The sequence below is a fragment of the Wenzhouxiangella sp. YN1 genome (genome assembly GCF_056324145.1).
Window position 1 is genome coordinate 144,031 of sequence record NZ_JBJNIO010000157.1, and the last position, 19,959, is coordinate 163,989.

Consider the following 19,959-nt stretch of genomic DNA (forward strand, 5'->3'; position numbering starts at 1 on the left):
ATGCGACAAATCGTTCTTGACACCGAAACCACCGGCCTGGAGCCAGAACAGGGGCACCGCATCATCGAGATCGGCGCGCTGGAGATGATCGAGCGGCGCCAGACCGGGCGCAGCTTTCACGTGTACATCAATCCCGATCGCGATGTCGATGAAGGCGCAATGGCCGTTCACGGCATCAGCAACGAGTTCTTGGCCGACAAACCGCGCTTTGCCGAGCTGGCGGAAGATTTCATCGAGTTCATTGTTGGCGCCGAGCTGATCATTCACAACGCCGCCTTCGACCTTGCCTTTCTGGATTCGGAGCTCGCCCGGCTGCCCGATCCGGTCCGGGTGACTGACCACGCCACGGTGATGGATACCCTGGCGCTGGCGCGCGAGCTGCACCCCGGCCAGCGCGTCAGCCTCGACGCTCTGTGCAAGCGCTACGAAGTGGACAACTCCGGGCGCGAGCTGCACGGCGCGCTGCTTGACGCCGAGCTGCTGGCCGAAGTCTATCTGGCAATGACCGGGGGACAGGTCGACCTGGCGCTGGAGCTGTCGACGGAGAGCGACGACCGCGCCGACAGCAGCGCCATGCTGGTCGACGTGGATGTTTCCAGGCTGGTGGTTCGCCGCGCCGGCGATGCCGAGCTTTCTGCCCATCGCCGGAGGCTGGAAGCCATCCGCGAGAGCGCCGGCCACTGCCTCTGGCAGGAGTCCTTGGCTGACGACTGAGCGCCGCGCAGCCCGCCGTCAGCTGTCGGGGCCGCCGGTTGCTGATTCGGCGCCCTGTCCATCAGGCTTTTCCGACGACTTCGCATCGACCAGCAGCGGGTGATCGCGCCCGTCCATCCACAGCAGGATTTCATAAAAGGTGCGCACGTTTTCCACATACTGCACCGGCTCGTAGCCGCGCGCATAGCCGTGGCGGGTCTGCTTGTACCAGCGTTCCTGAGTCAGCAGCGGCAGTGATTCGCGCACGTCGACCCAGCGGTCGGGGTCGCCGCCGCGAATCTCGGTGAGTACCCGCGCGTCTTCCAGGTGCCCGTAGCCTATGTTGTAGGCGGCCAGAGCCAGCCACAGCCGATCGGGATTGTCGATGCGATCCGGTACCCGACCGATCATTGATTTGAGGTAGCGTGCGCCGCCCATGATGCTTTGTCTGGCGTCCACGCGATTGTTGATGCCCAGCTGCTGCGCCGTTCGCCGTGTCAGCATCATCACGCCACGAACGCCGGTGCGCGAGACTGCCGACGGGCTCCAGTGCGACTCCTGATAGCCGACGGCCGCCAGCAGCCGCCAGTCCAGCTCATGGGCCTCGGCCGCCTGCTCGAAAAAGGGGCGCAGCGCCGGCAGGCGATTGCGAATCTGGCGCATGAACGTGAACGTGCCCACCGGTTTGTAGTTCTCGATATGCCCGTAGTGGCGCTCCCGCAGCTCGACGAGCAAGGAATCAGCTTCGGCCACCAGGAAGAACTCGCGCATGGCCTGGACCAGGGAGTCGTCGTTGTTGCGCGGTGTGGCCCAGGCCAGCGGCTGAGGCTCGCCCAGCTCGAAGGCCGGGCGAATGGCGGGAAAGAAACGGCGATTGAGCTCCAGAATATTGGAATCGATGATGGTGTAGTCGATTTCCTCGTTGCTGATGGCTTCGAACAGGTCCTCGATGCTCGCATGCGGGCGGATCTCGGGCTCGATGGCCGCTTCTTGACGCGACAGCAACGGCGGATAGACCGTACCCTCCATCACCGCCAGCCGGCCAGCGGTCATCTCTTCAATCGAGCGCGGGCGTGGCGTGCCGCGACGATAGACCACGGTCGGTACGACCGTTTCGTAGGCCGGACCAAAGCGCAGCCGGGGCTGGCGCTGGGGCGTGCGCGTGAGGTTCGCGGCCACGAAGTCACCGCGCCCTTCGAGCAGGGCCGGCACCAGGTCAGCCACGCTGGGAACGACAATCACCTCCAGCGGAACGTCCAGATAGCGTGCGAAAGCCAGCGCCAGCTCGTATTCGAAGCCGGTTTCGTCTTCGGCGCCGAGATAGTAGGTCGAGGCGCCGTTGACCGTCAGCATGGTCAGGCTGCCGCGCGCATGGATCCGTTCAACCTGATTGAGGCCGCTGTCGCCGGAGGTGGTCGCCGCCACGACCACGACCGCGATCAGCAGCAGCTGGCCGAGCGCCCGCAGCCGTGGCCGCAGCGATTGCAGCCGCCCCGGCGGTTCTTCAGCCGCGTGTGGCTCGGCGCGGTTCATCTGACCGCCGCTGCGATGGACAGGAGCCGGAAGTGTCGTGAAGTCATGCGCCTGGCGGAAAGCAAGTCTGAGGTGCCCTTTATAGCGGATTTGGCGGCCCAGCTTAAGCCGGTTGCCTCTGCTAGAATAACCGGCTTTCCCCCTTCTTGATCGACTCGCTCATGGCCCGCGATACTCAACCGATCCGGACGCGCTTTGCGCCGTCTCCCACCGGCTTTCTGCACATTGGCGGTGCTCGCACCGCGCTGTTTTGCTGGCTGGCGGCCCGTGCCACCGGCGGGCAATTCGTGCTGCGCATCGAGGACACTGACCGCCAGCGCTCCACCGCCGAGTCGGTGCAGGCCATCCTCGATGGCATGGCCTGGCTCGGCCTGGATGCCGATGAGGGTCCGTTCTACCAGAGCGAGCGCATGGCGCGTTACCGCGAAGTGGTTGACCGCCTGCTCGAAAACGAACAGGCCTATCCCTGCTATTGCTCGAAAGAGCGCCTGGAGCGCCTGCGTGAGCGCGCCATGGATGCCGGCGAAAAGCCGCGCTACGACGGCCACTGCCGCGATCTCGAGCAGGCTCCCGAGGGCGTCGAGCCGGTCATTCGCTTTCGCAACCCGCTTGCCGGAACGGTCCTGTTTCGCGATCGCGTGCGCGGGCCCATCGAGGTGGCCAACAGCGAGCTCGACGATCTGGTGATCATGCGCGCCGATGGTTCGCCGACCTACAACTTTGCCGTAGTCATCGACGATCTCGACATGGGCATCAACCTGGTCATCCGCGGCGACGATCACATCAACAACACGCCGCGCCAGATCAATATCTATCGCGCGCTCGATGTCGAGCCGCCCGAGTTCGCCCACGTACCGATGATTCTCGGCGACGACGGCGCCCGGCTGTCCAAGCGCCACGGGGCGGTCGGCGTCATGGCCTGGCGCGAGCAGGGCTACCTGCCCGATGCCATGATCAACTATCTGGCTCGCCTGGGCTGGTCGCACGGCGATCAGGAAGTTTTTTCGCGTGCGGATCTGATCAAGCTGTTCGATATCACCGACGTCAACCACAAGGCCTCGCGCTTCGACACGCTCAAGCTCAACTGGCTCAATCATCACTACCTGCGCGAGGGCGATCGTGATCAGGTGCATTCCGAGCTGCTCTGGCATCTGCAGCGCGCCGGGTTGCGCGCCGAGAATGGTCCGCCACTGGCCGATCTGATTCCGGTGCAGGCAGAACGTGTCGAGACCCTGGTCGAACTGGTCGAGCGCAGCCGGCCGTTTTACGCGGACTTTGCCGACTACGAGCACGCCGCCGCGAAAAAACATCTGCGCCCGGTGGCTGCCGAGCCGCTGAGCGAGCTGCGCGATCGCCTGGCGGCCTTGACGAACTGGGCGCCGGCGGATCTCCAGGCGGCGGTCCAGGCCACCGTCGACGCGCTCGAGATCGGCTTCGGCAAGATCGGCATGCCCCTGCGCGTGGCGCTGATGGGCCACGGCGAGTCGCCGTCCATCGACAAGACCCTGTGGCTGATGGGGCGCGAACGCAGCCTGGCCCGCATCGACCGGGCGCTGGCCTTCATCGCCGAGCGCGCCGCGGCGCAGAGCTGAAAACAAGATTCTTGAAACGCGAAGACGCGAAGAAGCAAAGAAGAAAACGTACTGGAACCACGGAAGACACGGAAAGCACGGAGCAGAGATTGGCAGGCTTGGCTTATCGATTAAGGTGCCATCCAGCTCGGAAACTTCTCTGCTCGGTCAGCTTCTACAGGTTCTGTTCCGTGTCTTCCGTGATTTCCGTGGTTCCCGGGTTTTTCTTTGCGTTTTTGCGTTTCCGAGGTTTTCCCAGGCCGCCCTGATAGAATCCCGGTATGGATTCGAATAGGGTTGTTCGTGAGGTTGAACAGCGCTGCCGCCAGCGCGGATTGCGGCTGACGCCGACGCGTCGGCGGGTGCTCGAGCTGGTGCTCGACGCCGACGGACCGGTCAAGGCCTATGATCTGCTCGATCGGCTCAAGGCCGAGCAACCCAATGCGGCGCCGCCGACGGTCTACCGGGCGCTGGACTTTCTGCTCGAAAACCATTTCATTCATCGCCTCGAGTCACTCAGCGCTTTCGTCAGCTGCTTTCATCCGGCCGAATCGCATCAGGGCCAGTTCCTGATCTGCGATGAGTGCCAGACGGTGATCGAACTGCATGATGCTTCGCTGACGCGGCACCTGCGCGAGGCAGCCGAGGAGAAGGCCTTTCACCCGGATCGCCAGGTCCTCGAAATCTATGGCCTGTGCCAGGGCTGTCACGAGGCGCACCATCCTTGAGCCGGCGCGAACGTCTTTACCATCTGCACGACCTTCTGCGTCAGCGCCGCACGCCGATCAACCGCCACGATCTGATGGAAAGGCTGGGCTGCAGCCAGGCAACGCTGTATCGCCTGATCAACGAGCTGCGCGATCACCTCGGCGCGCCGCTGGAGCAGGACCCCGAGGGCCGGGGCTTCTATTACGACCGCAGCCTGGCCGGCAACTTCGAGCTGCCGGGCTTGTGGATCAGCCCCGAAGAGCTGCAGGCCCTGCTGACCGCCCGCCACGTGCTCGGCAACGTCCAGCCCGGTCTGCTCGAAGACGAGCTGGCCGGCGTGCAGCAGCGCATCAACCAGCTGCTCGATGCACAAGGCCTAGATTTTTCGGCTCAGCCTGAGCGCATCAACCTGCGACCCGACGCCGGCCGGCCAGTGCCGGCCGAACTGTTCGAGGATGTCATGCAGGCACTGTTCCGGCGCGAACGGCTGGTCATCACCTACCATGGGCGGCGTCGCGACGATGTCAGCGAGCGCGAGATCTCGCCACAGCGGCTGACCGGCTATCGCGATCGCTGGTATCTCGACGCCTGGTGCCATCGCTCGGAGGGCTTGCGCAGCTTCGCGCTCGAGCGGATTCGCCACATTCATCGCCTTGAGGAAGAAAGCATCGAGCTGTCCGACGAGGACATCGCTCGTCACTTCGATCAGGCTTTCGGCATTTTCTCCGGACCGGCTGAACACGAGGCCGTGCTGCGCTTCAGCCCCGAAGCAGCGCGCTGGGCCGCCGACGAGGTCTGGCACGCTCAGCAGCGCGGGCACTGGCTGCCCGACGGTCGCTTCGAACTGACGGTTCCCTTCGGACGCAGTCGTGAGCTGGTGATGGAGATTCTGCGCTACGGCGCCGATATCGAAGTCGTGGCGCCGGAATTTCTCCGCCAGGCAGTATCAGCGCAGCTGGAAGCCGGGCTGGAGCACTATCGCTGAGGGCGGCTACGGCTCGGTCACGCGGTGCCGGGAGGAACTCACGAAGCACGATGTTCAGGCGGTCGCGCAAGCCTCAGGCCGCCATTCTCAGCTTTTGAGAAACCCGCGTGCTGAACTGGCATCACGTTGAAGTGATGGAGTACAGCCATGCAGATTGCCTTGAGGATGCCGCAGGCCCGTTCGCGGGCGCAGCGTCGCGCTTCGATTCGCCAGCGTGCTCGCCAGCTGGGCGTAATGGTCGGTGAGGTCATGGCGCTGGCCAGCCTGGCGGCAGCGCTTGCGGCGGGTTTGCTGATTCTGGCCGGGTTGCCGGCCTGAGTGGGGCCCGGCCCTTGTGACGACAAGGGCCGGGTCGGCTGCTTCAGGCGGCCTTTTCGGATTCGCGCATGGGGCCGTTGACCAACGCGTCGCGGGTGGCTTCGACAATCAGGTCGACTTCTGCCGAGGTGATGCCGAAAGGCGGCGTGTAGCGCAGGGCGTTGGCGCCACCGTGGATCACGTTGATGCCGTGCATCCGCAGGTACTCTTCGGTGGAGTTTTCGCCGAAGGCCTTGTAGCGCTGGTTGTCGAGTTCGACTGAAAACAGCAGGCCAGTGCCCTGAACCCGGGTGATGCGCCCGTCGAGCTCTTCGGCCAGCTGGCTGAACTTCTCCAGGAAGTCCTGCCCGCGGGCAACGATGTTCTCGCGCAGCTCGGAGCTGACCTGGCGCAGAACGGCGGTGCCGACATCGAGCGCGCGCGGATTGGCGGTCATGGTATTGCCATACACGCCCTTGCGATAGAGATCGGCCGCTTTCGTGTTCATTGCCAGAACCGAAAGGGGATACTGGCCGGCATTGAGGGCCTTGGAGTAGGTCTCCATGTCCGGCGCTTCCAGGCTCTCGAAGCCCGGATAGTCGACGATCGACAGCACGCCCTGGCTGCGCAGGCCGGCCTGGATCGAGTCCATCAGCAGCAGGGTACCGTGCTCGGCGGTCAGGCGACGCGCCTCGGTATAAAACTCGGGCGTGATCGCCATGCCCGGGTTGCCCTCACCCATGACCGGCTCCATGAACATCGCTTCGATGAAGACCTTGTTCTTTTCGGCCCAGTCGAAAACCTCCTTGAGTTGTTCGACATTGTTGGGCTCGACGGTCAGCAGTGCGTCATCGTCGCGATAGGACGCCAGGTGCTGGATATAGGTCTTGCGCGTGGAGTCGGAAAAGCGCGCCGGCTGATCGGTGCGGCCGTGGAAGCTGCCGGCCAGCGAAAGCCGACGCAGTTTGTAACCGGGTTTGGGGCCCTCCGGGTCGGTCATCATCTTGACGTTGACGTCGGAAATACGGGTGGCCACGCTGACTGCCTCGGAGCCCGAGTTCATGCACAAAAAGCGGTGGAACGGGCAGCCGTTGTCGCGGCGATGGCCAATTTCGGCGGTCAGGGCATCGAAAAACCGCTGGTGCGAAAAGTTCGGCGTCATGATATTGGCCATCACATGCGGCTGATTCATGGCCTGAAGGACGGCTTCGGGGCCGTGGCCCAGGCCGAGCATGCCGTAGCCGCCCGAATCGTGCAGCACCGCGCCCTTGGCGGTGACGATCCAGGGGCCGCGTGCGGCCAGCGCCACGTAGGGGTTGACGCAGTCATCGGCGTAAAAGTTGACGTAGCCTGACTGCAGCGCTTCCTTTTGCGCTGCCTCATCGATACCGATCAGATCGGGATAGGCTTCGCGCCAGCATTCGAGCACACCCAAGGCGTCGTCGACCGCCTGTCCAAGTCGGGGGTCGCTGTTGGCGAATCGTTCGATGACGTCGTCGGTCAGGCCGGTGGTCAGCGGCTTGCCGCCGAGTTTGCGCAGGGTGTCGAGTTTGCTGATGATGCTCACGCGCGTCTCCTTGAGGGTATGGGCTGGTGTCGCAGCGGGTCAAACCATTCATTATAACAAGGCAGCGGTCAGAAAGCCTTTTCAGCCGCCCCCGGATGCGCCATTGGTCGGCGGAGCGGAAAAAACCCGGACCACCCGTCCGCCACCGGCCTGGTCGTCGATGCGCACGCGCCAGTCTGCGGCCGGCAGCCAGCCCCGGCCGCGCTCGGGCCACTCGACCAGCAGCAGGCTGCCTTCGGTCAGCAGATCTTCCAGCCCGAGGTATTCGATCTCTTCGCCGTGGCCGAGGCGATAGAGGTCAAGGTGGTGAATTTCTCGACCGCCGACCGTATAGCTTTCGATCAGTCCGTAGCTCGGACTCTTGACCCGGCCGGAAAACCCCAGGGCGCGGAGAATGCCGCGGGCCAGGGTGGTCTTGCCGGCGCCCAGGTCGCCGGACAGGTAAACAATGCCGCCGGCGGCAAACAGGGCGACCAGCTCGGAGCCCAGCGCCAGGGTGCCCGCTTCGTCAACGGGCTGGTAGGTCCGGACCTCGTTCATGCCGGAAGCACCCGCGCCAGCGCGTCGATCAGGTCGCTTGCGAGTATCTGCCGCTTTTTGCGCGCGGCGCGGTCACCGGCCAGGGCATGGGCAAGCACGCCACAGCAGGCGGAATCAAAAGGCGTGAGCCCCTGGCCAAGCAGCGAGGCGACGATGCCGGTCAGGGCATCGCCCATGCCGGCCGAGGCCATGGCGGGGTTGCCGTGCGGGCACACGGCCGCCGGCGATCCGGGACCGGCGACGAGGCTGCCGTGACCTTTCAGGATCACCACGGCGTCGAAGCGTTCGGCCAGCGCCGACACAGCCGCAAAGCGATCGCCCTGGATGGCGGCGACGTCGGACCCGAGCAGGCGCGCGGCTTCGCCCGGGTGCGGGGTGAGAATCCAGTTCTCGCGCCGCCGCGGTTCGGCCGCCAGCAGGTTGAGGGCGTCGGCATCGACTACCAGAGGTCTGTCATGTTCCGCCGCGCGCCGCCACAGCGCGCGCGCCCAGTCGTCCTGTCCCAGACCCGGCCCGAGCGCCAGCACGTCGGCGCGCTCGACCAGTTGCTCGAAGTCTTCGAGCGTGTCGACGCCGTGGCTCATCAGTTCGGGCTGGAGGCTCGGGGCGAGGGTGGCATGGTCGGCGCGGGTGGCAAGCGTGACCAGGCCGCTGCCGCTGCGCAGCGCCGCACGGCCGGCCAGCACCGGCGCGCCGGCCATGCCGTGGTTGCCGCCGGCTATCAGCACCCGCCCGAGCGTGCCCTTGTGGGTGTCGGCCGCTCGCGGCCGCAGGCAGCAACGCAGCCGTGACGCATCCAGCAGGGTCGCCTCGGGCGCGACGGCGTCGTGGATTGCCGCCGGCGTGTCGAGCGCATCGAACAGCACGTCGCCGCAGAATCGGCCGGCCTGGCCGGTGTGCAGCCCGCGTTTTCGGCCGATGAATGTCACGGTTGCATCGGCCTGTACACAGTGGCCAAGCGGCACGCCGGTATCCGCGCTCAGGCCCGACGGCACGTCAATGGCCAGCACCGGGCGGCCGGCGTCGTTGATGTGCTCGATCAGCCGGGCGTAGTCATCGCGTACCGGCCGGTCCAGGCCGGTTCCCAGCAGGGCGTCGACGATGACGTCGCCGCGCAGGCGCTCTCCGGGGGCTGCGATGCCGCCCTCGAGGGCCAGCCAGTCGCGTGCGGCCTTTGCGGCGCTGCCGGCAAGCTCATCGGCTGGTTTCATGGCGATCAGCTGAACCGACAGTCCGGCCTCGCGCGCCAGTCGGGCCATGACGTAGCCGTCGCCGCCGTTGTTGCCGCCGCCGCAGCAGATGGTCAGCGCCCGGGCTTCGGGCCAGCGGGCGCACAGGATCTCGAAGGCGCGTCGTCCGGCCCGGCGCATCAGCTCGTAACCATCGATGCCGTGCTCGGCGATGGCCAGGCGGTCGAGTTCGCCGACCGTGGCGCCACGGTAGAGCGGCACGGTGGGATAATGTTGCCCATGAGTCATGATCGCGATTATAGGCAAAGCGGCGGGGACCCTGCCGCGCTGGTCGAGCGCATTCGCCAGTGGGGTCGCGAGCTGGGCTTCTCGGCGGTCGGCGTGACCGACACTGATCTGTCGGGTTACGAAGAGGGCCTGGATGCCTGGTTGGCGGAAGGGCGCCACGGCGAGATGGCCTGGATGGCCGCCCACGGGCGCAAGCGAAGCCGCCCGGCGCTGCTGCACCCCGGCACGCGTTCGGTCATCGTCACCCGCATGGACTATCTGCCCGAGACAGCGCGTCCGGTCGCCGAGCTGCTCGACGAGCCCGAGCGCGCGGTGGTGTCGCGCTATGCGCTGGGCCGCGACTACCACAAGCTCATCCGCAAGCGGCTCAAGAAGCTGGCCGAGCGCATCGAGGCCGAGATCGGTCCGTTCGGTCATCGCGTGTTCACCGACTCGGCGCCGATAATGGAAAAGCCGCTGGCGGAAAAGGCCGGGCTGGGCTGGATCGGCAAGCACACTCTCGTCCTGAGCCGTCATGCGGGCTCCTGGTTCTTTCTGGGCGAAATCTTTACCGACCTGGAGCTGCCGCCGGACGAGCCGGTCAGCCAGCACTGCGGCAGCTGCCGGCGTTGCATCGACGTGTGCCCCACCCAGGCGATCACGGCGCCGTATCAGCTCGACGCGCGTCGCTGCATTTCCTATCTGACCATCGAGCTCAAGGGCTCGATTCCCGAAGAGCTGCGGCCGTTGATGGGCAACCGCGTGTTCGGCTGCGACGACTGCCAGATGGTGTGCCCCTGGAACCGCTACGCGCAGTTCAGTGAAGAAGATGACTTCACGCCGCGCAAGGACCTGGATGCCGGCGATCTCGTCGAGCTGTTCGGCTGGGACGAGGCTACTTTTCTTGCGCGCACCGAGGGCAACGCCATTCGCCGCACCGGCCACGAGGGCTGGCTGCGCAATCTGGCCGTGGCCCTGGGCAACGCACCGACCACGCCCGAGGTTGTCGAAGCCCTGCGCGCGCGCCTGACCCATCCTTCGGAGATCGTGCGCGAGCACGTGCAGTGGGCGCTGGCCCGGCATCAGGCCGGGTAGGGCGCCGCGGACCTGGCGATTACTCGACCCGGATCGGGATGCGCGCAATCACGTGCCGGCGCATGTGTCGCCGCGGTACCGCACTGGCCGGCAGGCTGTAGCGGTTGACCTTGATGCCCTTCTTGCGCATGCGCTCACGACTGCCGGTCAGCAGCGGGTGCCACGCCGGCAGCGGCTGTCCGAAATGCAGGCGGCGATAGGCGCAGGTATCGGGCAGCCAGTGGTAGCGGGGCACGTTGGAGGCGCTGAGCTGATGGCAGTGCGGCATCTTCTCCTGCCGGTTTTCATAGTCGCTGCAGCGCACCGTGTCCATGTCCAGCAGCGGGCAGGCCACGCCGTAGACGGTGACTTCGGTGTTGCCCTTCTCGCGCATCAGGCAGCACTGGCCGCAGCCGTCGCACAGGGCTTCCCATTCTTTCCGGTTGAGCTCACCCAGGGAGAAGTGCTCCCAGAATCTTTCTCGCATGTTTCAGAACCCATCAGCCCTTGACGTTGACGATCTGGCGCAGGACGTGGACGACTTCGGTCAGGTCCTTCTGGTTTTCCATGACCTCGTCGATGTCCTTGTAGGCCGCCGGAATCTCGTCGACAACGCCCTTGTCCTTGCGGCTGATCACGCCTTCGGTCTGCTTTCTCAGATCGTCGGCGGTGTAGCGTTTTCTGGCCTGGGTGCGGCTCATGCGCCGTCCGGCGCCGTGGGCGCTGGATTCGAAGCTGTCGGGATTGCCCAGGCCGCGCACGATGTAGCTGCGCGTGCCCATGCTGCCGGGCACGATGCCCAGCTCGCCGCGGCCGGCGCGAATCGCGCCCTTGCGGGTCACCCACACCTGGTCGCCGAAATGCTGCTCGCGGGTCACGTAGTTATGGTGGCAGTTGACGGCGTTCTTGGTGATGGTGAACGGCGGCAGATGACGACGCAGGCCTTCGAGCACCAGTTGCATCATCTCTTCGCGGTTCTGGCGGGCATAGCTCTGCGCCCACTCGACGGCTTCGACGTAGTCGTCGAAGTGCTCGGTGCCTTCGCGCAGGTAGGCCAGGTTGCGGTCGGGCAGCTGAGTGTTGAGGCGCATCATGTCCTCGCGCGCCTTTTCGATGAAGTAGGTGCCGATGGCGTTGCCGATGCCACGGCTGCCCGAGTGCAGCATCACCCAGACCTGTCCGGATTCGTCCAGGCACACTTCGATGAAGTGGTTACCGCCGCCGAGCGTGCCCATCTGCTGGACCCAGCTCGAGCGTTTGCCCATGCGCTTCATCACGTCGGGGTGCTTGGCCAGCACGCGCTCGAGACCGGGCTTGAAGCGTTTGGCCGCGTTCACCCGCGCGCGCTCGCTCTCGTGCTGGGCAAAGCCCACCGGCACGTCGCGCGAGATCTGGCCGAACACGCGCTTGAGCATGCGCTCGTCAAGGTCTTCGGCCCGCAAGGACAGCTGCAGCGCCATCATGCCGCAGCCGATGTCCACTCCGACGGCGGCGGGAATGATGGCTTCGCGGGTGGCCAGCACCGAGCCCACGGTCGAGCCCATGCCCAGATGGGCATCGGCCATGGCGGCAACGTGGCGATGAATGATCGGCAGCTGCGCCGCGTTCTCGAGCTGCTGCCGGGCAGCCGGGTCGAGATCCTTTGCCCAGCTGCGAATGGGCCAGGGCCCCGTCGTTGGCTGAGTCTGAACAGTCATGAATGCAACCTTCCTTCTGATGCCGATCCTTGGGTGATGCCTGTGCGGGTCACGCCGGTCTTGCGGGCGCAGGCAAGCGACCGTCGGGGCCGGGGCCGCGGCGGCAATCACGCAGTTATCGGAAATATGCACAACGGCCGCAAAGCCGGCGCGAGTCACTTTGTTGTACATATATACACTAGCATGAACGCCCCCGACCGGGCCAGTCGGCGCCGCGTTTTCCGGCGCCCGGCGGCGGCGATTGCCTGGGCAGTGGGGTGGTAATCGGATCGGTTATGATTCAGGCGTTTACCGTCAAGAGCCTGCAGGTCAGCTGCCGATGCGAAGAGTCTACAAGTCGAAAATCGATGCCTGGCTGCTGGCGGCGCTGGCCGGCGGCGTGGCGGTCCTGGCCTATATCGCCGGCATGACGCTGATGAGCGGGGGGCCGATGGTCCGGCTGCAGAGCCTGATCGTGGTCGCTGCTCTGGCGCTGACGCTCTGGGTGCTGCTCGGCACCCGTTACACCATGGAACCCGAGCGGCTGCTGATTCGCAGCGGCCCGTTCAAGTGGACGATCGCGCTGGCCGACATTCGCGCCATCAAATCCACCAACAATCCGGTGGCCAGCCCGGCGCTGTCGCTGAAAAGGCTGCGGATCGACTACGGCAAGGATCAGGTCGTGCTGATCTCGCCGCGCGATCGCGACGCATTCGTGCGCGAGCTCGAGAGCCTTCGCCGCCAGGCGCGTTGATCACGCGCTGCTTGAAGGCTCAGGACTGCAGGTGCGCGAGCAGCTCGTCGAAGTAGTCGCGGATGCGCGCGGCGTTGGTGCCGGTATCGCTCAGGCCCACGCGCGACTTCGAGCGCACGTCGACGGCGCTGCCGCCGTCCGCGCCGCGGATGCGAATGACCACGTCGTCCTTGAAGCCGAACCAGAAGGTCGTGGCGGTCGCTTCGATGCGGCCCTGGGCCTCGTCGGCCGCGACGATTTCCCAGCCCTGCGCCCGGGCAACCGCCAGGGCGTGCTCGAAGGCGATGGCCGGCCAGGCGTCGATCTTGAGCGTCTGAATGTCGGGATAGGCCTCGCGCTGCTTGCGCGCCGTCTGTTCGCCGGCGTACTCGGGCGGGTTGGGTGCATCGGCTCGCAGCGGCGCAATGGCGACGAACTCGGGCGGGTCGGCGGTGTCGGTGGTGATGTCGTGAATCTTCGGCACCGAGCCCGCGCTTTGCGCCAGACTCCAGGGGATGCCGGCGGTGGCCAGGCCAACGACCAGCGCGGCGACCAGACCCGCCGCTCCGCCGCGGCGCGTGGTCGGAATCAGCAGCAGCGCGATCGCCAGCGCCGCGGCGGCCACGCCGCCGTACACGGCCCAGCGCATCAGGGTAAAGCCAAGGCGGAAATCCCACAGCCCCAGGCGCGTGCCCGGCCCGGCGATGAGCAGGGTCAGCAGGGCCAGCAAGGCCAGAATGACAACGACGGCGCGCAACGTTCGCATGTTTACCTCCGGCAACAACATGGGCCTGAACCGTCCGTTACTATAGCAGCGCACCGTCAACCCGACGTGCATGATCAATGGCTTGCAGGCGCCAGCGCCACAACTGGAGAATCAACAAATGAACTGGCTCGAGGCCGTCATTCTCGCCCTTGTTCAGGGGCTCACCGAGTTCCTGCCGGTGTCCAGCCAGGCGCATCTGGTGCTGTATTCCTGGGTCACCGGCGGTGCTTATCAGGGCCTGGACTTCGACATCATCCTGCATGCCGGGTCGCTGCTCGCCGTGGTGGTGTACTTCCGGCGAGAACTCGTGGCCATGGCGCGCTCCTGGTTCGGGTCGCTGGCCGGGGGCGGTGGTGATCGTGATTCCCGCCTGGCCTGGTGGCTCATCATCGGTACCCTGCCGGCCGTGGTCTTCGGCTTCTTGCTCAAGGATCTGGCCGAAGAAGAGTTGCGCGCGATCTGGATCATGGCCGCATCGCTGGTCGTCTTCGGCCTGGTGCTGGGCTGGGCCGATCTGCGCGGGCGGCGTGAGCACGATGAGCATCAGCTGGGTTTGAAGGGCGTGCTCATCATCGGGTTTGCCCAGGTGCTGGCGCTGATTCCCGGAACCTCGCGCTCGGGTATCACCATCACCGCGGCGTTGTTTCTGGGCCTGACGCGCGAAGCCGCGGCCCGCTTTTCCTTCCTGCTGTCGATCCCGGTGATCACCGGCGCCACCGTGCTGGGGCTGCGCGATCTGTCGGTCGCCGAGCTTTCTGCACCGTGGGCGCTGCTGCTGCTCGGTTTTGTCGTCTCGGCGGTGAGCACCTTCCTCTGCATCCACTATTTCCTGGCGTTCATTCGCCGCATCGGCATGCAGCCGTTTGTTGCCTACCGCGTTGTGCTCGGGCTGGTGCTGCTCGGGCTGGTGTTGCTGTAACCGATTACGACTGTGCTGGGCTGGCGCCGGGCGCGGGCGCGCCTCTGCGCAGAAATCAACCCGGCAGGAATGGGAATGACATTCCTGCCGGGTTGATGACCACCGGCTTCGGCGTTGAAAGCGCCGCCACGCGAGTGTCTGGCCGGGATGGCTCAGAAGCTGAAAACGCGGATGCCCGGGTCCAGCATCTGCGCGGCCATGTCCGGTGGCGTGGCCACGCCCACACCGTCGATCAGGTCTTCCTTGCTGTAGTCGCTGTTGGGCAGATACAGCGCACAGACGTTGGCAGTGGCCCCTTGCTGCAGCAGCCCGCGCATCATCTGGCCCGGGGTGACGTTGTTTGGCCGGAGCGCGGGCGCGTCATATTGCTGCAGCGCCAGATCACCGGCGGTGTCACACAGCAGGATGTTCACCTTGGCGCCTTGCTGAGCCATCGTGCTGGACAGCACCATCGCCATGCCCTGGGTTTGCAGGGATTCGCTGGTCACGATGACCAGCACTTCATCGACCTTCTGTGAATCGGCTGCGTGGGCGCCGATCGAGGCGGCGAAAACCATGGCTGCCGCCACTACTGTCTTGAGCATGTTCATCATCGCGTTGTTCTCCTTGGGGTTGAGGGTGGTTCAGAGCGCCCTGGTGAAAAAACACCAGTCGGTGCAGCCGTAGCCGCTACTGGCTGTTTCCCCTTTCATTGGACATGGTGAGGTCTCCTTGAGTGGGGGACGACCGTGCGGGCCGCGTGCACGTGCGCTGCAAATAAGGGCTTGCCTGCCGTCGCGCTTGAGGGGCACGGGTAATGCAGGAATATTAGATTATCATGATGCAGCGTTGTCGACTGGGTATCCAATGGATCGGTCATCTATCGCTGACAGCGCTGGCTCATGCCTTCTCGGCAAGCCCCTTCAGGGTGATCATCGGCTGTTTTTCGGGCAAACGATCGAATTCCCTGATGCGCAACATGTTGTGTTGACAGTGCGTCTGTTCCCCATTATCTTGTGCCATGCTGGTACTCGACGGCGGTGCGGAAAGGTTCACCACCGCCCGAGGGTTTAATAGGGAATCCGGTGCAAGTCCGGAACTGCCCCGCAGCGGTAAGCGAAAACGAAATGCAGCATCAGCACTGGGCCGCAGATTGTCCGGGAAGCGCTGCAGAGTAGGTGGCTCCATCGATCAGCATGATCAGGGCACCGCGTTCGCAAGTCCGAAGACCTGCCGGCACGTCGGGTGCAATTGCAAGCTCGCCCGGCGCGGGTAACCGCTTCCGCGGGGAGGCGTGTTGCGCGGGGACTCCATGGCGCCGGGTTGCGGCCTGCCCCGAAGCGACGTTCTCCGAAAGCGGTGTTGCCCACAGGTCCTGCGCGAGGGAGCAGGAGAATGTGCCGCAGCGTCAGTGAACTGAACGTTCCTGCGCGCCGCAAACGGAGTCAAATCATGGATTATTCCGAACTCTCAGCGCAGCCGGAGACGGCTGAGCGCTCTTCTTCCACCCGTGCCTCCTGCGCCAGCGATAAAGCGCATACGCATGATGGCAAGACGGGCGAGCATCATCACAGCGGGCTGAAAAACATCATCAAGCGTGATGGTCGCGTCGAGCCCTATATTCCCGGCAAGGTCAACGGTTGGGGGCAGTGGGCAGCGGCCAATATCGGCCGGCAAGTCGACTGGTCGGCTGCGGTCATTGACGCCGTCAGCGCCATGCCGGAAACCGCGCCCAGCGCCGAGCTGCAGGAAAAGCTCATCCGCAGCTGTCTCGATCACGACACCTGGTCGTGGTACCTGATGGCCGGGCGCTTGTATGCATCGCATCTGCACAAGACCATTCATGGCTCACGTATCCCGACTCTGGCCGCGCTGCACGAACGCATGGTCGAGGATGGCATCATGAAGCCGCTGGCCTATGATGGGGAAGAGTACGCGCTGGCCAATACATGGATCGATCACAAGCGCGACTATGAGACACCGCACTTTTCGCTGCACTACCTGCGCCGCAAATACAGTTTGCAAAACCGTATTACCGGTCAGGAATATGAAACCCAGCAGTTTGTGTACATGCGCATGGCCATGGCTCTGGCCGAGCATGCGCCTGCCGAAGAGCGCATGGCGCTGGTCGAGCGCTATTACCGCGCCTTTTACCGCAAGCTGATCTCCGCGCCCACGCCCAACTATGTCAACCTTGGAACGCGTCTGCGCGGTTTCGCGTCATGCTGCCTTTATGTCAGCGGTGATACCGAACAGTCGCTTGCCATCGGCGACCACATTGCCTATCGCATGACGGCGGCTTCGGCCGGGATCGGCAGCCACATCATTACCCGCAGCAAGGGCGACCCGGTGCGTGGCGGGGCCATTGAGCACATGGGCAAGCTGCCGTACTTTGCCGCGATGGGCAAGGCCATTCGCGCCAATATGCAGGCCGGTCGCGGCGGCGCCTGCACGACCTATTATTCGGGCTTCGATCCCGAGGCCGAGGTGATTGCTCATTTGCGCAATCCGCGCAGCACCGAAGACCGCAAGAATCGCGATCTGCATTATGCGCTGGTCACCAACCGCCTGTTTGCCGCCCGGGCGGCGCGCAATGAGCGCGCGTTTTCCTTCAACGTGCACAATGCACCCACGCTGACCGAGCTGTTCTTCAGCGGAGATGCCAAGGGCTTTGCCCGCGAGTATGCCCGTCTGGAGCGGGATGAGTCATTCGAAAAACAATGGTTCAGCCCGCGTGATCTGGTTCTGACCGCGCTCAACGAGGCGCTTGAAACCGGCGTGGCGTATCTGGCCAACATCGACGAGATCAATCGCCATACGCCGTTCAAGGAGCCGATTCATTCAAGCAACCTGTGTCTGGAGATCTGTGAGCCCAACCGCCCTTATCAGGACATGCGCGACCTCTACAGCAGTGAAGAGGTCGGGCGTATCACCGTGGCCGACGAGCACGGCGGCGCGCATTATTTCAACTTCAATCAGGAACTGAGGCTGTCTTGTGGACGCAGGGTGTTTGCCGGAGAGCTCGAGGCCGGGGATCAGCTGGCGGGCAAGCGCCGTGGCAGTCGTGCCGAATGTGCCGGCATCAAGGTGGCTGGCGTGCTTGAAAGCTACCCGGAGCCCGAGGTGGCTCTGTGTTCGCTGGGCGCCATTGCGCTGGACAACTTGCCCGACGGCGATGACGAGGCCTATCAGGAGGCGATGTATCTGACGCTCAAGATGATCGACTACTGTATCGATCATGCCGACTACGTTTTGCCTCATGTCGGCGTGACCGCCCGCGCGCGGATGAACGCCGGTGTGGGTTTGATGGGCGTGGCGGCGCACATGGCGCGCAGGAGACTGCAATTCGACACTCGTCGCGGCCGCGAGGAGCTGCACCACATCGCCGAGCGACACATGTACCACGCCATTCGTGCTTCGCTTCGCCTGGCTCGGGAGCGCGGCAAGCCGCGCTGGATACACAAGACGAAATGGCCCGACGGCTGGCTGCCGATCGATACCTACAATCGCAATGTCGATGAGCTGGGTGATTTCGAATACCGCTACGACTGGGAAGCCCTGCGCGCCGAGGTGGTCGCCAACGGCGGCATTGGTCACTCCTGCCTGGTGGCTTTCATGCCGGGTGAATCGTCTTCCAAAGCGCTGGGCCAGCCCAACTCGATCTACCCGGTGCGTGATGTGGTACTCGGCAAGACCGACGGCAGCGTGACGGTGCGCTGGGCGGCACCGGACAGCGACGACCCGCAGGTGGCTTATCAATCGGCCTGGGATATTGCCGAGATCGACATGATCAAGGCTTATGCCGTGTTTCAGAAGTTTACCGATCAGGCCATCTCGGCCGACTTGTGGCGGCGGATTGCCGACGACAGCAAGGTCAGCAGCAGCGAATTGCTCTCGCACTATCTGGCGATGTTCAAGTATGGCCTGAAGACGCGCTACTACTACAACTCGAACGTGGCCTCCGACAAGTCCATTGCCAACGCCGGCAGCATGACCGATGCCGAAGACACAAACGGTTGTGACAGCTGCACGCTGTAACGGCAGTGCCGCGCTTGTTGTTTGTTCGTATTTTTTCCTGCTCGGCGAAGCCGATCAGGTCACATCAAGTTCGAGGAGTTTAATTGATGACTACCGTGTTGCCAGACAAGATCTTCAACACCGAAAAGACTGACTACGCAAAGCCGGAGATCCTTCTCGGCGAAGCGCCCGGGCTGTTCGATACCATCAACAAGTCCTACCCGGAGCTGTGGAAGCTTTACAAGACGCTCAAGTCTCAGGACTGGGACGAAAACGAGTTTGACTACGCGCCCTGCAACGTGCAGTTCAAGACCTGTGACAAGACCACCTGGGACATGATGGTCAAGACCCTGGCCTGGCAGTGGGAAGCCGACAGCGTGGCCGCGCGCTCCATTGCCGGGGTGCTCGGGCCGGTTTGTACCAGCAGCGAGGCCTGGGCAGGCTGGCTGGAAATCACCCGCAATGAAATCGTGCATGCGGCCACGTATTCCGAGATCGTGCGCAACAGCTTCGACGATCCCGACGAGATTCTCGATGACATCCTGGCGGTTCAGGAGGCCATGGCGCGGCTCAAGGTCGTAACCGAAGTCTTCGATGAGGCCTGGCAGGTCAGCTACGACTACGCCCGCGGCGCCCGGCCGAACAACCAGGAAACCTTCAATGCCGTCTACCTGTTCATTGTCGGTCTTTTGTGCATGGAGCGTATTCAGTTCATGGCTTCGTTTGCCGTTACATTCGGCATCTGCGAAGGCACCGGTCTGTTCCAGCCCATCGGCAAGGCAATACAGAAGATCGCCCAGGATGAGTTCGAGGTGCACGTGACCTATGGCAAGGAGGTGCTGCGGGCGCTCTACAGGACCGAGCGCGGGCGCACCGCTTTCGAACAGTGCCGCGAGCGCATCGTGGCCATCATCGAGGAGGTCACTCGAAGTGAGGCTGAGTGGACACGCTACGCTTTTTCGGAAGGCCGCGAGTTGACCGGCATCACCTGTGAAATGATGCTCGACTGGGTCTACTTCGCGGCCACGGACGTGGCGTCATTCCTTGGTCTTGAAGCGGAAGTGAGTTTCCCCCTGGTTCATGAAAACCCGCTCAAGTACATGGAAAACTGGCTGGACATGAGCAAGATCCAGGCTTCCAATCAGGAAGAGGATACCGCGCAGTACAAGGTCGGCGTTATGCAGCGCGACGATGAAGACGCAGTATTCGACGTGGATTTCTAGCCGCAACCGCCCTGCGCCGACGCAGGGCGGACGGGCGCCCGGGGCGGGCTGAGCCCCCGGCGGGTTTTGGGGCGCGGCGGAACCCACCCGCGCGCGGGGGGCGGCCGCCCCCCGGGCGCGGGTGGGTGCCGCCGCTGCCTAAACCCCGCCGCGGGTTCAGTCCTGCCGCGGCGCCCGTCCGCCCTGCGTCGGCGCAGGGCGGTTGCGGCTAGAAATCCACG

General features: G+C 64.3%; 18 protein-coding genes and 1 riboswitch. Of the genes, 10 read left to right on the forward strand and 8 right to left on the reverse strand.

All coding sequences use genetic code 11. The features are described 5' to 3' along the window. On the forward strand, positions 1 to 714 hold the full coding sequence (gene dnaQ / locus ACEWQZ_RS13560; protein ID WP_476483638.1) for a DNA polymerase III subunit epsilon: 714 nt from the start codon (positions 1 to 3) through the stop codon (positions 712 to 714). A gap of 18 nt (positions 715 to 732) precedes the next feature. Here dnaQ and mltF read toward each other — a convergent pair whose 3' ends face one another. Then, entirely contained in the window at positions 733 to 2,226 is a 1,494-nt protein-coding gene (mltF, locus tag ACEWQZ_RS13565; RefSeq protein WP_476483639.1) for a membrane-bound lytic murein transglycosylase MltF, read from the reverse strand. A gap of 161 nt (positions 2,227 to 2,387) precedes the next feature. Here mltF and gltX point away from each other — a divergent pair, with 161 nt between their 5' ends. The 4 genes from gltX (at position 2,388) to ACEWQZ_RS13585 (ending at position 5,808) form a co-directional block, all read left to right on the forward strand. Further along, positions 2,388 to 3,818, forward strand: a complete 1,431-nt coding sequence (gltX, locus tag ACEWQZ_RS13570; protein WP_476483661.1) for a glutamate--tRNA ligase — start codon at positions 2,388 to 2,390, stop codon at positions 3,816 to 3,818. A 260-nt stretch (positions 3,819 to 4,078) separates the two neighbouring features. Continuing rightward, entirely contained in the window at positions 4,079 to 4,525 is a 447-nt protein-coding gene (locus ACEWQZ_RS13575) for a Fur family transcriptional regulator (protein WP_476483640.1), read from the forward strand. Further along, complete coding sequence (locus ACEWQZ_RS13580; RefSeq protein ID WP_476483641.1) at positions 4,522 to 5,490, forward strand: helix-turn-helix transcriptional regulator; 969 nt, start codon at positions 4,522 to 4,524, stop codon at positions 5,488 to 5,490. The genes ACEWQZ_RS13575 and ACEWQZ_RS13580 overlap by 4 nt, the downstream gene beginning before the upstream one ends. A gap of 147 nt (positions 5,491 to 5,637) precedes the next feature. Next, positions 5,638 to 5,808 (forward strand): hypothetical protein, encoded by a 171-nt coding sequence (locus ACEWQZ_RS13585; protein WP_476483642.1) that lies wholly within the window; start codon positions 5,638 to 5,640, stop codon positions 5,806 to 5,808. A 43-nt stretch (positions 5,809 to 5,851) separates the two neighbouring features. On the opposite strand, the gene ACEWQZ_RS13590 is transcribed toward ACEWQZ_RS13585, so the two are convergent. The 3 genes from ACEWQZ_RS13590 to ACEWQZ_RS13600 form a co-directional block, all read right to left on the reverse strand. Next, positions 5,852 to 7,354 (reverse strand): aminotransferase class III-fold pyridoxal phosphate-dependent enzyme, encoded by a 1,503-nt coding sequence (locus tag ACEWQZ_RS13590; RefSeq protein WP_476483643.1) that lies wholly within the window; start codon positions 7,352 to 7,354, stop codon positions 5,852 to 5,854. Positions 7,355 to 7,435: 81 nt separating this feature from the next. After that, complete coding sequence (gene tsaE / locus ACEWQZ_RS13595; protein ID WP_476483644.1) at positions 7,436 to 7,894, reverse strand: tRNA (adenosine(37)-N6)-threonylcarbamoyltransferase complex ATPase subunit type 1 TsaE; 459 nt, start codon at positions 7,892 to 7,894, stop codon at positions 7,436 to 7,438. After that, entirely contained in the window at positions 7,891 to 9,372 is a 1,482-nt protein-coding gene (locus ACEWQZ_RS13600; protein ID WP_476483645.1) for an NAD(P)H-hydrate dehydratase, read from the reverse strand. The genes tsaE and ACEWQZ_RS13600 overlap by 4 nt, the downstream gene beginning before the upstream one ends. On the opposite strand from ACEWQZ_RS13600, the gene queG reads away from it, so the two are divergent. Beyond that, complete coding sequence (queG, locus tag ACEWQZ_RS13605) at positions 9,364 to 10,446, forward strand: tRNA epoxyqueuosine(34) reductase QueG (RefSeq protein WP_476483646.1); 1,083 nt, start codon at positions 9,364 to 9,366, stop codon at positions 10,444 to 10,446. The genes ACEWQZ_RS13600 and queG overlap by 9 nt on opposite strands. A gap of 19 nt (positions 10,447 to 10,465) precedes the next feature. Here the strand turns inward: queG and ACEWQZ_RS13610 are convergent, their stop codons facing one another. Together ACEWQZ_RS13610 and ACEWQZ_RS13615 are read right to left on the reverse strand one after the other, a co-directional pair. Then, entirely contained in the window at positions 10,466 to 10,912 is a 447-nt protein-coding gene (locus tag ACEWQZ_RS13610; RefSeq protein ID WP_476483647.1) for a YkgJ family cysteine cluster protein, read from the reverse strand. Between the two features lie 13 nt (positions 10,913 to 10,925). Then, a complete protein-coding gene (locus tag ACEWQZ_RS13615) occupies positions 10,926 to 12,122 on the reverse strand; it encodes an RtcB family protein (RefSeq protein WP_476483648.1) in 1,197 nt (398 codons plus the stop codon). A gap of 319 nt (positions 12,123 to 12,441) precedes the next feature. On the opposite strand from ACEWQZ_RS13615, the gene ACEWQZ_RS13620 reads away from it, so the two are divergent. Then, positions 12,442 to 12,855: a PH domain-containing protein gene (locus ACEWQZ_RS13620; RefSeq protein ID WP_476483649.1), complete on the forward strand. Its 414-nt coding sequence runs from the start codon at positions 12,442 to 12,444 to the stop codon at positions 12,853 to 12,855. A 19-nt stretch (positions 12,856 to 12,874) separates the two neighbouring features. Here the strand turns inward: ACEWQZ_RS13620 and ACEWQZ_RS13625 are convergent, their stop codons facing one another. Further along, positions 12,875 to 13,600, reverse strand: a complete 726-nt coding sequence (locus ACEWQZ_RS13625) for a DUF1499 domain-containing protein (RefSeq protein WP_476483650.1) — start codon at positions 13,598 to 13,600, stop codon at positions 12,875 to 12,877. A 118-nt stretch (positions 13,601 to 13,718) separates the two neighbouring features. Here ACEWQZ_RS13625 and ACEWQZ_RS13630 point away from each other — a divergent pair, with 118 nt between their 5' ends. Further along, positions 13,719 to 14,519: an undecaprenyl-diphosphate phosphatase gene (locus tag ACEWQZ_RS13630; RefSeq protein WP_476483651.1), complete on the forward strand. Its 801-nt coding sequence runs from the start codon at positions 13,719 to 13,721 to the stop codon at positions 14,517 to 14,519. A 152-nt stretch (positions 14,520 to 14,671) separates the two neighbouring features. Here ACEWQZ_RS13630 and ACEWQZ_RS13635 read toward each other — a convergent pair whose 3' ends face one another. Then, entirely contained in the window at positions 14,672 to 15,112 is a 441-nt protein-coding gene (locus ACEWQZ_RS13635; protein WP_476483652.1) for a DsrE family protein, read from the reverse strand. 394 nt (positions 15,113 to 15,506) lie between these two features. After that, positions 15,507 to 15,750: riboswitch (cobalamin riboswitch) on the forward strand. 200 nt (positions 15,751 to 15,950) lie between these two features. Between ACEWQZ_RS13635 and ACEWQZ_RS13640 the strand changes: the two genes are divergently transcribed. Then, positions 15,951 to 18,536 (forward strand): ribonucleoside-diphosphate reductase subunit alpha, encoded by a 2,586-nt coding sequence (locus ACEWQZ_RS13640; protein WP_476483653.1) that lies wholly within the window; start codon positions 15,951 to 15,953, stop codon positions 18,534 to 18,536. 86 nt (positions 18,537 to 18,622) lie between these two features. Then, positions 18,623 to 19,738 carry a ribonucleotide-diphosphate reductase subunit beta gene (locus ACEWQZ_RS13645; RefSeq protein ID WP_476483654.1) on the forward strand — a complete coding sequence of 372 codons (1,116 nt, stop codon included), beginning with the start codon at positions 18,623 to 18,625 and terminating at the stop codon, positions 19,736 to 19,738. The last annotated feature ends 221 nt before the right edge of the window (positions 19,739 to 19,959 follow it).

What these genes read in the sequence shown, in the direction of transcription:
- tsaE (WP_476483644.1), bottom strand. Translation starts at nt 7,894, where the DNA reads ATGAACGAGGTCCGGACCTACCAGCCCGTTGACGAAGCGGGCACCCTG.
- ACEWQZ_RS13575 (WP_476483640.1), top strand. Translation starts at nt 4,079, where the DNA reads ATGGATTCGAATAGGGTTGTTCGTGAGGTTGAACAGCGCTGCCGCCAG.
- ACEWQZ_RS13610 (WP_476483647.1), bottom strand. Translation starts at nt 10,912, where the DNA reads ATGCGAGAAAGATTCTGGGAGCACTTCTCCCTGGGTGAGCTCAACCGG.
- ACEWQZ_RS13585 (WP_476483642.1), top strand. Translation starts at nt 5,638, where the DNA reads ATGCAGATTGCCTTGAGGATGCCGCAGGCCCGTTCGCGGGCGCAGCGT.
- queG (WP_476483646.1), top strand. Translation starts at nt 9,364, where the DNA reads ATGAGTCATGATCGCGATTATAGGCAAAGCGGCGGGGACCCTGCCGCG.
- ACEWQZ_RS13625 (WP_476483650.1), bottom strand. Translation starts at nt 13,600, where the DNA reads ATGCGAACGTTGCGCGCCGTCGTTGTCATTCTGGCCTTGCTGGCCCTG.
- ACEWQZ_RS13615 (WP_476483648.1), bottom strand. Translation starts at nt 12,122, where the DNA reads ATGACTGTTCAGACTCAGCCAACGACGGGGCCCTGGCCCATTCGCAGC.
- ACEWQZ_RS13635 (WP_476483652.1), bottom strand. Translation starts at nt 15,112, where the DNA reads ATGATGAACATGCTCAAGACAGTAGTGGCGGCAGCCATGGTTTTCGCC.
- mltF (WP_476483639.1), bottom strand. Translation starts at nt 2,226, where the DNA reads ATGAACCGCGCCGAGCCACACGCGGCTGAAGAACCGCCGGGGCGGCTG.
- ACEWQZ_RS13640 (WP_476483653.1), top strand. Translation starts at nt 15,951, where the DNA reads ATGGATTATTCCGAACTCTCAGCGCAGCCGGAGACGGCTGAGCGCTCT.
- ACEWQZ_RS13600 (WP_476483645.1), bottom strand. Translation starts at nt 9,372, where the DNA reads ATGACTCATGGGCAACATTATCCCACCGTGCCGCTCTACCGTGGCGCC.
- ACEWQZ_RS13630 (WP_476483651.1), top strand. Translation starts at nt 13,719, where the DNA reads ATGAACTGGCTCGAGGCCGTCATTCTCGCCCTTGTTCAGGGGCTCACC.
- ACEWQZ_RS13645 (WP_476483654.1), top strand. Translation starts at nt 18,623, where the DNA reads ATGACTACCGTGTTGCCAGACAAGATCTTCAACACCGAAAAGACTGAC.
- gltX (WP_476483661.1), top strand. Translation starts at nt 2,388, where the DNA reads ATGGCCCGCGATACTCAACCGATCCGGACGCGCTTTGCGCCGTCTCCC.
- dnaQ (WP_476483638.1), top strand. Translation starts at nt 1, where the DNA reads ATGCGACAAATCGTTCTTGACACCGAAACCACCGGCCTGGAGCCAGAA.
- ACEWQZ_RS13620 (WP_476483649.1), top strand. Translation starts at nt 12,442, where the DNA reads ATGCGAAGAGTCTACAAGTCGAAAATCGATGCCTGGCTGCTGGCGGCG.